Source organism: Flintibacter porci (assembly GCF_041925195.1).
In the GTDB taxonomy this organism is placed as follows: domain Bacteria; phylum Bacillota; class Clostridia; order Oscillospirales; family Oscillospiraceae; genus Lawsonibacter; species Lawsonibacter porci.
The window spans coordinates 42158-54005 of the sequence record NZ_JBHEVB010000011.1; the positions used below are offsets into that span (position 1 = coordinate 42158).

Here is an 11848-nt window from a genome sequence, read left to right on the forward strand (position 1 = left end):
CGCAAGGGATTTGTATTATTGAAAAGAGTGAGCCACAGGCTGTGTCTGCAGGACAAAAGAGGCTACAACTGCCTGATCAAAAGTCGAATCTCAAAGATTAGTGAATAGGAAGAACGCATTTGCTTCTGACCGACACCCGGTAGTGCACTTACTGTTAGGAATAATGTTTTTGCGAATAAATTATGATGCGGTGTAGTCTGGGGATTATCTGGAACAGCCGAGTGTGCTGCGCAGTTGAAAATAGCCAAGTGTTCTGTTATACTACTAATCATCTGAACTGGTTGGCTATGTGTAGTGAGGGCGTGCTTAGGAGGAAGATGATGAATCGACAAGAGCGAGTATATGCATATGTAAAAGAGCATGTTCGGGATGTGATGTCTCCGGGGGAACTGCCCGGAATCGACGCAGCCGCCATTGCAAAGGCATTGGGTATTCAACGCAGTGATGCATCTGCAGATTTGAATAAGCTCTGCCGTAGCGGAGAACTGGAAAAGATAGGGAAAAAACCAGTGAGGTTCCTGCTGCCCGGAATGGTCAAGGAGATACAGGCAGAAGTTTTAAGATGTCCGGAACAGGTGCCCGAAACTCCGAAAAATGTTAAGCCTCACATATTATCTGCATCTAAGGAAAAGAAAGAGAATAGCCCGAAAGCCTTCCAGTCTATTATTGGGGCAGAAGGAAGCATCAAAGCTCAAATTCAACTGGCAAAGGCAGCTGTATCTTATCCGCCAAATGGGTTACACACATTGATCATTGGAGAATCCGGCGTGGGTAAAAGCCTGCTAGCAGAGGAAATGTGGCGCTATGCAGTGGAGACAGGTGCATTTGGGAATTCTTCAAAGACGCCTCCCTTTGTCTTGTTCAGCTGTGCTGATTATGCAGAGAACCCGCAACTGTTGCTGTCTCAGCTATTTGGTCATGCTAAGGGTTCCTTTTCCGGCGCTACAGAAAATAAGCCCGGAATGGTGGAAAAGGCAGAGGGAGGAGTTCTCTTTCTGGATGAAATCCATCGACTGGCTTCTACGGGGCAGGAGTTATTATTTACGCTGCTGGATAAGAATAAATATCGCCGTTTGGGGGAGACCATCGAGCGAAAAAGTAATGTGATGATCATTGGCGCTACTACAGAGCGTCCCTCAGAGGTGCTTCTTAATACATTTATGCGCCGGATTCCTGTGGTGATTCAGATGCCAAATTTGGCGGAGCGGCCACCGAATGAACGTCTGGAATTGATTCGACATTTTTTGAAATTAGAGGCGAATCGTCTTGGAATTCCCATTTGGCTGTCTGAAGAAGCTTCTCAGCTGTTGATTTCCTATGAATGCAAGGAAAATGTCGGGAGCTTAAAAAATGACATTAAGTTGGCTTGCGCCAAAAGTTACTTGGAATATCTCAGTACTGCAAATCAGGGCGGTTCCCATATGCTCACGATTGGAATTCATGATCTGCCACAAAAAGCCTATTCAGCACTTCCTAATCCGGAGTTATTATCCAAAGGACAGAAAAAGGGACTTTTAATCCGCTTAGATGGCGTGGAGCAGGAAAGCTTTCAGTCACGGAGCGATGCTTCTGCGATGGATTTGTACGATTTTGTGGAGGCGCGCTTGGACTGTTACAAATCCTCCGCACTGTCTCAGGGAGACCTAGAAAATGCCATTCGCCTTGAGCTGGAACGGTATTATGACCGGGTAACCAAGACAGCTCCCGAACAGGAAAGCGGAGTGGAACAGGGAGCCCCCAATATTGTGACACCGGTTGTTTGGAAAGCGACTGAGCAGTTGATTGACCAAGCATCAAGGAGCTTGAAACGTGACTATCCTCATCGATTGAGCATTGCGTTATCCATGCACCTACAGCAATTTATTTGGCGGCTCAAAGCGGGTCAGGTGGTATATAACCCAAATCTGTCCTATATCAGGACCCAATATCCTCTAGAGATGGATGTGGTTAGGGGAATGCTTTCTGACCTTTCACGGCAGTTGTCTGTGGAAGTTCCGGAGGATGAGGTGGGCTTTCTGGCTATGTTTTTGACTCAACAGCAGGTTCCAGCTCGGCATAAGAGGATTGGGGTCGTGGTGGCGGCTTACGGCCGCGGGGTGGCATCCGGTATGGCAGAGGTGGCAAATCGGGTCTTTTCAACAAACCACATTCAGGCGCTTGATGTGCCTCTGGGATGGACTCCAGAAGCAATTTTTGAGAATTTGTGCCGACTGATCCAGCGCGCTGACCAAGGAACTGGTGTTTTGGTACTGGGGGATATTGATTCACTTCCGTTGATGGAACGGGATATTCAAGAAAAGACCGGGGTGCGGTGCCGCATTATTCCCGGAGCCAGTAATTCTCTGGTTCTGGAGGCCGGAAAATTGGTTCTGATCAGCGATGCGGATTTGGATGATGTTGCTAATATTACGACGGATAATTATAAGGACTACACAGATTTTATTTGCGGAACGATGCTGAAACTGGATGAGGACTCTGCAAAGCAGCCAATGGAAGAAGATTTGTGTCAGGGAGACCGGGATGTGGTATTGACTGTGTGCCATAGCGGGATTGGTGCAGCAGCCAGGGCGCGAGAGATTTTATTAGAGCACCTGCCTTTGGCCAAAACAATGGATGTGATTCCAGTGGGCGTGATGGAGGAAGTGGCTGCTGTTGCCAAGCAGCTGGGGCCTCGGTTGCGCTTAATTATCGGAAGTGTGAATCCGGGATTAGAGAATGTACCTTTCCTTGAGATGAGCAAGGTGCTGACCAACCAGGGACTTAGCGAAATCGATTTGACTCTGCGGGGATGGAACGATCGACAGGTGCCGCCGGAATTATCCAACAGAGAGCTTTCACGGAAGGAAGTGATTGCGTTAATCAACAGCCGGATCCAGAATTTTGCGCCTTCGCTGGATGCTGATCAGCTAATTGCGCAGTGCGGCTATATCCTGCGGGAGATTGAAAATAGAATCTGCCAGACGCAACTGTCAGTGACAGCACTGACTCGAGTGTATCTGCACATAATCTGCATGTTTGATCGTCTGGCAACGGGAGAGGTTCTACCTCTGTCGGAGGCAACAGAACTGGTGAAAACAAACAGAAGAGAAGATTTCAATCTGTTGTATTCCGTTACAACCTCAGCAGCCTACCGATTGAAGATTCGAATGCTGGAGTCCGAGGTGTGCTATTTGCTGATTGTATTACCAGAACGAGGAGAAAATGCATTATAGCACAATAGATGTACAAATCAACTAAATGAAAGGTGCTTGCCGGAATATTTTTGTATAAATATTCCGGCATTTTTTGTATATTGCTAATTTGATAATGCGGATTTGGAAATACGTACCTTATCGGCTGGTTTGGCTTTTCATGTACTGGACTACTTCAAAACATCAATGATATTGACATACTATAGTCATCTGCAGAAACTCGAGTAGATTTTGGTATTATAGACGGCCCCATTCTATTTCGGTAGAATGGGGCTGTATTTATTTGATGAACTTCCCCGGATGGGCCTTGTTAATTAGTGAGCCTGTAGCGATATATGCTTCGGCAGTTTGTGTGACAATCATTTTTTGGTTAGGAAAGCAGTTTTAGGTAGTATGGATACGTTTGTGATCTTGCTGTATTCTTGTCTTGTATTTATTAGATGATTCTTCTGCGTTGCAGAACTTGTTAAGCTGTGAACCGATTTTTGTCGGTAGTTGTTGTGCCTTTTTACAGGTATGTCGTTTGGGAATGGGCAACCATGCCCCGCTCGTTTGGATGAAAAGTAAATCTGTGTGGATCCGTCTGAAAACACAATCGTTTTCAGGCTTTTTTGTACCTATTTTTGATTTTAGACCCGCAGTGCGTCAGCACACATCCTTCGGATTTGTCTTCCGAAAGAGTGTGGGAAGAAAGGAGATTTTTATGAACAAGGTTGGTGAATTTGTTTCGTTCCGATCGGTCTTGACTGCCGATCACCCCTGCGTCTGGCAGCGCCGGGGCCGCCCTCTGTATTCAGACGCCAGGACTGCCAGCCTGCGTCCTCTGCGCCCCGGCAGCGCGGAGTTTCACTCAAACCCATTCCCCTTGCCAGAGGGGAAACGAACACAGGCGGCCTTTCTGCCGCAGCCGATTCCCATCGGCCGTGTTCGCCGTTGCCGCTCACCAGCGGTAGGGACGTCAGTTGTCCCCATACGGCATTCGTACTGAACAGGTCTTTTTTAAAAGAGACAGTTTCTGTCTAGGGGTATGCTCAGTCCCCAAAAGTCCTTGCACCACAAGAGGTTTCGTCCTTTTGGTTCATTGCTCTGATCGGTCAGCATCTGGAAAACAGGCGGAAACAGACGAACTTTGCCAACGGGTATGCTGCGTCCAAATGGGTTTTTATATTGAAAGGACGATTCTATATGACCATGCATACCCATACCAAAGGCAATCGACAGCCCTTGATTGACCAATTAGACAAGATCTTCCGGCACAACCGCCAAGGAAGCTACCGCACCAAAGAACGGTACTACGAAGCCATGAGGCGCTTTTGTTACTTTTTGGCCGACGAGTACCGTCTGCAGAAACTTGCCAACATCAACGGCAAGCACCTGACCGCCTATGTCCTGCGTATGCAGGAGGAGGGCAAATCCCCCAGCACCATCAAGACTGACCTGTCCGCCATCCGCTTTTTTCATGACAAGATCAGCGACGCAAAGTACGACCTCCCCTCCAATGACGAACTGACCGTAAAGCTGGAGCGCCGCAGCTTCGGCGGCGTGGACCGTTCCTGGAGCGAGGAGGAGTTCAACCGTATGCTGGGCAAGGCCCTGGCAGAGAATCGGTATGACTACATCCTTGCTCTCTATCTGGCCCGCTATGCCGGCCTGCGGATTCATGAGTGTTTCCGGCTGGATACCGCTGCTGCGGAAGACGCTCTTCGCAAAAACGCCATTACCATCAAAGGCAAGGGTGGCAAAATCCGCACCATTCCCATCAACGAGCCAATCTCCATCGCCCTGCGGGAGCAGCTAAACTGCACAGAGCGAGGCCACAAACTGTTAGTGCCGGATGAAATGGATACGGATTACGCCATGTATCGCCTCCAACAGTTTATTCGTGATCACCGAGAGGAGATTCAGAATCCAGACTCCGACCGTCCCATGACTTTCCATGGGCTGAGACATACCTATGCTTCTGAGACTTACACCAAGCTGCTTCAGCAGGGCAAGAGTCCTCTGGATGCCAGGTATGAGGTCTCCCGCCTGCTTGGCCACGAGCGGGCGGATGTGACCAATATCTATCTGGCTTCTGTCAACGGAGGTAAGAAGGATGACTCGTAATTACCGCTCCTTTGATGAGCTTCCCCTGACCCTCCGGGTGGAAGAACTGATGCCCATCCTCAACATCGGGCGAAACACCGCCTATGAGTTGGTACGTTCCGGCACCATCCGGAGCATTCGTGTAGGGAGAAAGATTTTAATTCCCAAATCGGAAGTCGTTCGATTTTTAGAGCAAGCCAGTTGACCGTTCCAACAGAAAAAGCCATTCTGCCGTATCAGCACGATACGGCAGAATGGCTCCGGAAGAAAGGAGTATTTATGACAGGAAGCTTACAGATTAAACGAGACAAATATTATGCGGTTCTCTCTTGGTATGAGGGGGAAACACGAAAGCAAAAGTGGATCGCCACGGGATTGCCGGTGAAGGGAAACAAACGCCGAGCCGAAGCCTTTTTGAAGCAGGAATTGGAGAAGGCACAGCAGGCGCAAAAACACCACCTGAGCGGCGAGGACCAGCCTTTCCTGCCGTTTATGTCCAAGTGGCTGGACGAGGTGGAGGCCTACTCCATCCGTAGCACCACTCTGGACCAGTATAAGGCTGTCTATAAGAATGTGATTTCGCCATTCCCGGCCTTTCAAAAGGTTACACTCCGCAGCCTGACGCCTGGACATATCCAAAGTTTTTACAACCAGGAGATCCAGCGAGGAATATCGCCGGCCACGGTACGCAAGTACCACACCAACATCCATAAGTGCCTGCAATACGCGCTGCAGCTGGACATCATCGACCGCAACCCGGCGGACCGGGTGGTATTGCCCAAGAAGCAGCACAAGCCTAAAGGAACGGTCTATTCCGCCGAGCAACTCCGACAGCTTCTGGAATTCTTTCGGGGAGATACTTTGGAAACCTTGATCCAACTGACTGCTACTTATGGGTTGCGCCGTAGCGAAGTATGTGGTCTGCGCTGGGATGCGGTGGACTTTGAGAAGAAGACCATCTCCATTTGCCACACGGCGGTGAGCAGCAAGGACGGTGTGATCTATGCCGACACCACCAAGACCCGCAGCAGTTGCCGGACTCTACCGCTGACTACATCCATGGCGCAGTACCTGAGGGCTGTGCGGTGTCAGCAGGAAAAGAATCGAGCATTCCTGGGGGAGGCTTATGTGGACAGCGGGTATGTCTGCGTAGCGGCGGATGGTTCGCCGCTTACGCCAAACGCAGTCTCCATGCATTTTCGGCGGATGATTAAAAAGAGCGGTTTGCCCTACATCCGGTTCCATGATCTGCGTCATAGCGTGGCGACCTTGCTCCACAGCGCGGGCGGGACATCCAGGACATTCAGGGGTGGCTGGGGCACAGCGATATTTCGACCACGGCAAATATCTATTCCCACTTTCTCTACTCGGCCAAACGGGACATGGCAGACTCCATCGAGGCGGCGTTGACTGCGCCAAAACGTGAGAAAGATTCCTCCTGTTAGAAATCTGTTAGACATTCTCGGGGATTCCGGAAAAATGTTGCGCAGGAAAAAGAAAAAGTTCCGAAACCTTACGATTTCGGAACTTTTCTTGGTGGAGACAACAGAACTCGAATCTGTGACCTTCCGCGTGTGAGGCGGACGCTCTACCGGCTGAGCTATGCCTCCATATTGAACGGCTGAAAATTGGTGGTGACCCGGACGGGACTCGAACCCGTGTTGCCGCCGTGAAAGGGCGGAGTCTTAACCGCTTGACCACCGGGCCGTTGCTATATGGGAACGGACAATGTCCGAACTTTATGAATGGTAGCGGCACCTGGATTCGAACCGGGGACAACTCGGGTATGAACCGAGTGCTCTAGCCAACTGAGCTATGCCGCCGTGATTTGCTGTCCTCTCGAACAGGACAAGTGAGAGTATACCCGATTTCTCTCTGGTTGTCAACGGTTTTTTCAAAATTTCTTCAAAAAATTTTTCATGCAAAAAACCGCCCCATCACGGCCGAAAAAACACCCGCACTCCCCTCTTTCCCAACCAGGAAAGAGGGGACTTGCGCGGCGAGAAATGAAACCTGAATCAGCCGGGCTGCTTGCTGAAATTCTTGCGGTGGTTGATCATGATTTCGGAAAACAGCTGTCCGGTGGTAGGCGGCGTATATGTAATCGCATTGGCACCCGCCTGAATGGTACGCAGGATATCCTCCTCCTTAGGACCGCCGGTAGCAATAATAGGCACATCCGGGAATTCAGCCCGGATCTTGGCTACGATCTCCGGTGTCTTGGCCGCGCCGGATACGTTTAGGATATCCGCTCCTGCCGCCAAGCGGCCGGCAATATCCATATCGCCCGAGACAATGGTGGTAATGACCGGGATATCCACCACCTGCTTCATCTTTGCAATGGTCTCGTTTGTAACGGGCGCGTTGACTACCACGCCGGAAGCACCCTGATGCTCAGAGTACTCCGCCAGACGCACCGAGCGGTCTCCGTTGGTCATACCGCCGCCCACTCCCACAAACACAGGCACCTCAGAGACACTGATGATGGCCTGGGTAATGGAGGGCTGGGGCGTAAAGGGATAAACCGCAATAATGGCATCCGCATTTACATTTTTGATAATGGCTACATCGGTAGAAAAAACCAGAGATTTAATCCGCCGCCCAAAAATACGGATCCCACTGCACTCGGAAATGCACTTGGGAACCGTAAGCAGATGGCTGCGGAGAGTACCACTATACTCCGGTATTGTTTTCATAGACATTCGCTCCTTCTCGTGACATGTTCGATAACCGTTTCTGTTTCTTTTCGCAAACCGCTTTGTGCATATTATACCACACCTTCTCGTCGTGTTGTAGAAGCATTTGTAAATTTTTTGTTAGCCATGCGGTTTCTTAATATAAAAAAGGCGCAGGCAAAGCCTGCGCCTTGAAGCAAGAGAATTATTTGAAATACTCCGCACCGGACTCGAAGAGAGGCTGGTGCTTCTCGCCGGGGATGTTCTTGCCCACCAGGGGACCGCGGCGCTCCAGATGGCCCATCTTACCAAAGACACGGCCGTCGGGAGAGAAGATGCCCTCAATGGCCTCCAGAGAGCCGTTGGGGTTGACGTCGATATCCATAGAGGGATTGCCCTCCAGGTCCACGTACTGGGTGGCCACCTGGCCGCCCGCAATGAGCTGCTCCAGCACGCTCTGAGGCGCCACAAAGCGGCCCTCGCCGTGGGAGATGGGGATGGTGTGCAAGTCGCCCACGTTGGACTTGATCATCCAGGGAGAGTTGACGCTGGCCACGCGAGTGGTGACATAGCGGCTCTGGTGGCGGCCGATCAGGTTATAGGTCAGGGTGGGGCAGCTGTCATCCATCTCGCGAATCTCGCCGAAGGGCACCAGGCCCAGCTTCACCAGCGCCTGGAAGCCGTTGCAGATGCCCAGCATCAGGCCGTCCCGGTTCTTCAGCAGGTCGTGGATGGCGTCGGTGAGGGCGGGAGAGCGCAGGAAGGAGGCAATGAACTTGCCGGAGCCCTCGGGCTCGTCGCCGCCGGAGAAGCCGCCGGGCAGCACCACCATCTGGGCGGACCGGATGGCCTGCTCCAGGGCCTGAGCGGACTCAGACAGCAGGCTGGTGGACAGGTTGCGCACCACAACGATCTCCGGATCGATGCCCGCCCGCAGGCAGGCCTTAGCGGTATCGTACTCACAGTTGGTGCCGGGGAATACGGGGATGACCGCCTTGGGACGGGCCACCTTGTGCTTGCACACGGCGATGGACCGCTTGTCCCAGGAGATGGCCTTCACCTCTTCGGAGGAACCCGCCTTGGTGGGGTAGACGCTCTCCAGCACGCCGTCGTTGAGCTTGAGCAGCTCGTCAATGGACACGGCCTCGCCGGGCAGGGCCACGAAGGGAGCCTCATTGGTCTCACCGATGCGGACGGCGCAGGGATCGTTAATGTCCTCAGACAGCTCAGCCACAATGGCGCCGGTCATGGGAACGTACCAATCCACGTTCTCCATACCCGCCTGGAAGCCGATCCGGTTGCCGAAGGACATCTTCATCACCGCCTCGGCCAGGCCGTTCTCCACCGCCCAGGCGGCCTTTACCTTGCCAGCCTCACACAGGGCGTGGAAGGCTTCCCAGGCGCTCTTGGTATCCTCGGAGCGGAACAGGTACACCGGGTGATCGGCGGCCTTGAACTCAGGAGAGAGGACCTGCTGGCCCTGGATAGGAGCGATGGCAAAGGAGATGAGGGTGGGGGGCACATCCTTGTCCAGGAAGGAACCGGACATGGAGTCCTTACCGCCGATGGCAGCAGCGCCCAGCTCCAGCTGAGCATCCAGAGCACCCAGCAGGGCGGAGAAGGGCTTGCCCCAGCGCTGAGGCTCGTTGCGCAGCTTCTCAAAGAACTCCTGGAGGGTGAGATAGGCCTTCTTGTAGTCAGCGCCGGCGGCCACGATCTTGGCCATGGAGGTATAGACTGCGCTGTGGGCGCCCGCATAGGGATCCACAGACAGCTGGTCGGGATCACAGCCCCAGGCCATCACGCTGGCCTGGTCGGTCTCCTGATTGGGCTCCACAGGGAACAGAGAGGCCATGGCCTGAGCGGGGGTGCGCTGAGTCTTACCGCCGAAGGGCATCAGGACAGAGCCCGCGCCGATGGAACCGTCAAAGCGCTCAGTAAGACCGCGGCGGGAGGCACTCTTCAGGCTGGCAGCCAGCTCCTTCAGGGAGTGGACGGAGGACTGGGCCAGAGCGGTACGGTCCTTCTTCTCCACACAGAGGTTGGCGTGCTTGACCGCGCCGTTGGTGTTCAGGAACTCACGGGACAGATCGGCGATCTTCTGGCCCTTCCAGTGCATAACCATCCGGGGGCTCTCGGTGACCACGGCCACCTGATAGGCCTCCAGGTTCTCGCTCTGGGCGGCGGCGATGAACTTCTCCGCATCCTCAGGGGCGACAACCACCGCCATACGCTCCTGGCTCTCAGAGATGGCCAGCTCGGTGCCGTCCAGGCCCTCATACTTCTTGCGCACGGCGTCCAGGTCGATCTCCAGGCCGTCGGCCAGCTCGCCGATGGCCACGGACACGCCGCCCGCGCCGAAGTCGTTGCAGCGCTTGATGAGGCGGGTGACATCTCCGTTGCGGAACAGGCGCTGGATCTTCCGCTCCTCGGGGGCATTGCCCTTCTGGACCTCGGAGGCCATGGTGGTCAGGGACTTCATGTTGTGGCTCTTGGAGGAGCCGGTGGCGCCGCCGATGCCGTCACGGCCGGTACGGCCGCCCAGCAGGATCACCACATCGCCGGGGGCGGGCACCTCACGGCGGACATGGTCGGCGGGAGCCGCACCCACTACTGCGCCGCACTCCAGACGCTTGGCGATGTAGCCCTCGTGGTAGACCTCGGCCACGTGGCCGGTGGCCAAGCCGATCTGGTTGCCGTAGGAGGAGTAGCCCGCCGCGGCAGTCTGGGCCAGCTTGCGCTGGGGCAGCTTGCCGGGAATGGTCTGGTCAAAGGGCACACGGGGATCGCCGCCGCCGGTGAAGCGCATGGCCTGGTGGACATAGACACGTCCGGACAGGGGATCGCGGATACAGCCGCCGATACAGGTGGCCGCGCCGCCGAAGGGCTCGATCTCGGTGGGGTGGTTGTGGGTCTCGTTTTTGAACATGAGCAGCCAGTCCTGCTCCTTGCCGTCCACCTTGGCGGGGACATGGATGGAGCAGGCGTTGATCTCCTCGCTCTCGTCCAGCTCGGGCAGCAGGCCGCGCTTTTTCAGGGTCTTGGTACCGATGGTAGCCACGTCCATCAGGGTGCGGGGACGCTTGGCAGCCTTCTCCTCCCCGTACACTTCCACCCGGGCGTCCAGATACCGCTGGTAAGCCGCGGCGATCTGGGGATCGTCAATGGTGATTTCGTCCAGATGGGTGGAGAAGGTGGTGTGGCGGCAGTGGTCGGACCAGTAGGTGTCCACCACGCGAATCTCGGTGATGGTGGGATCCCGCTTCTCCTGGTCCCGGAAGTAAGTCTGCAGGAACTTCAGGTCATCCAGGTCCATGGCCAGACCCAGACGGGACAGCAGGTCCTCCAGAGCCTTCTCGTCCATGGCAATAAAGCCCTCCACGGTGTCCACGTGGTCGGGAGCGGCGTGGGTGCGCTCCAGGGTCTCAGGCTTGTCCATGGAAGCCTCACGGCTCTCCACGGGGTTAATGAGGTACTTGCGGATCTTCTCCAGATCCTCCTGGCTGATGGTGCCCATCAGCAGGTACACCTTGGCGGTGGCAATGATGGGGCGGTCCACACCGGACTGGAGCTGGATGCACTGCTCACAGGAGTCGGCCCGCTGGTCGTACTGGCCGGGCAGGGCCTCCACCGCCAGCACCTGATCCTCCCCCTGAGGGGCAGGGAACTGCTCGTCATAGATCACGTCCACCTGGGGCTCAGAGAACACCACGCTCTTGGCGGCCTCATAGACCTGGGGATCGATGCGGTCGGCATCGTAGCGGTTCAGGATGCGAACCGACTTCAGCCCCTGCACACCCAGCTGCTCCCGCAGCTGGCGGCACAGGCCCTGGGCCTCTACATCAAAGCCCGGTCTCTTCTCGGAATAACAGCGGTAAACACTCATGTCCATTCCTC

The 11848-nt window shown here is 54.3% G+C and carries 6 protein-coding genes and 3 tRNA genes; 4 read left to right on the forward strand and 5 right to left on the reverse strand.

Going from position 1 to position 11848, the window contains the following annotated elements:
• The first annotated feature begins 320 nt into the window (after nucleotides 1-320).
• The 4 genes from ACEVJL_RS12175 (at nucleotide 321) to ACEVJL_RS12190 (ending at nucleotide 6686) form a co-directional block, all read left to right on the forward strand.
• On the forward strand, nucleotides 321-3212 hold the full coding sequence (locus ACEVJL_RS12175; RefSeq protein ID WP_374738028.1) for a sigma-54-dependent transcriptional regulator: 2892 nt from the start codon (nucleotides 321-323) through the stop codon (nucleotides 3210-3212).
• Between the two features lie 1164 nt (nucleotides 3213-4376).
• Complete coding sequence (locus tag ACEVJL_RS12180; RefSeq protein WP_374738029.1) at nucleotides 4377-5297, forward strand: tyrosine-type recombinase/integrase; 921 nt, start codon at nucleotides 4377-4379, stop codon at nucleotides 5295-5297.
• Nucleotides 5287-5481, forward strand: a complete 195-nt coding sequence (locus tag ACEVJL_RS12185; protein WP_374738030.1) for a helix-turn-helix domain-containing protein — start codon at nucleotides 5287-5289, stop codon at nucleotides 5479-5481. The genes ACEVJL_RS12180 and ACEVJL_RS12185 overlap by 11 nt, the downstream gene beginning before the upstream one ends.
• 74 nt (nucleotides 5482-5555) lie before the next feature.
• Complete coding sequence (locus tag ACEVJL_RS12190) at nucleotides 5556-6686, forward strand: site-specific integrase (RefSeq protein ID WP_374738031.1); 1131 nt, start codon at nucleotides 5556-5558, stop codon at nucleotides 6684-6686.
• 124 nt (nucleotides 6687-6810) lie between these two features.
• On the opposite strand, the gene ACEVJL_RS12195 is transcribed toward ACEVJL_RS12190, so the two are convergent.
• From ACEVJL_RS12195 to ACEVJL_RS12215, 5 genes are all read right to left on the reverse strand, one after another.
• Nucleotides 6811-6886: transfer RNA gene (locus tag ACEVJL_RS12195), tRNA-Val, on the reverse strand.
• A 22-nt stretch (nucleotides 6887-6908) separates the two neighbouring features.
• Nucleotides 6909-6983: transfer RNA gene (locus tag ACEVJL_RS12200), tRNA-Glu, on the reverse strand.
• 39 nt (nucleotides 6984-7022) lie between these two features.
• Nucleotides 7023-7099, reverse strand: a tRNA-Met gene (locus ACEVJL_RS12205).
• Nucleotides 7100-7294: 195 nt separating this feature from the next.
• On the reverse strand, nucleotides 7295-7978 hold the full coding sequence (locus tag ACEVJL_RS12210; protein WP_325207833.1) for a beta/alpha barrel domain-containing protein: 684 nt from the start codon (nucleotides 7976-7978) through the stop codon (nucleotides 7295-7297).
• Between the two features lie 178 nt (nucleotides 7979-8156).
• Nucleotides 8157-11837 carry a phosphoribosylformylglycinamidine synthase gene (locus tag ACEVJL_RS12215; RefSeq protein ID WP_374738032.1) on the reverse strand — a complete coding sequence of 1227 codons (3681 nt, stop codon included), beginning with the start codon at nucleotides 11835-11837 and terminating at the stop codon, nucleotides 8157-8159.
• Nucleotides 11838-11848: the final 11 nt, after the last annotated feature.

Coding starts and splice junctions, on each gene's coding strand:
- ACEVJL_RS12190 (WP_374738031.1), top strand. CDS start 5,556: ATGACAGGAAGCTTACAGATTAAACGAGACAAATATTATGCGGTTCTC.
- ACEVJL_RS12175 (WP_374738028.1), top strand. CDS start 321: ATGAATCGACAAGAGCGAGTATATGCATATGTAAAAGAGCATGTTCGG.
- ACEVJL_RS12215 (WP_374738032.1), bottom strand. CDS start 11,837: ATGAGTGTTTACCGCTGTTATTCCGAGAAGAGACCGGGCTTTGATGTA.
- ACEVJL_RS12180 (WP_374738029.1), top strand. CDS start 4,377: ATGACCATGCATACCCATACCAAAGGCAATCGACAGCCCTTGATTGAC.
- ACEVJL_RS12210 (WP_325207833.1), bottom strand. CDS start 7,978: ATGTCTATGAAAACAATACCGGAGTATAGTGGTACTCTCCGCAGCCAT.
- ACEVJL_RS12185 (WP_374738030.1), top strand. CDS start 5,287: ATGACTCGTAATTACCGCTCCTTTGATGAGCTTCCCCTGACCCTCCGG.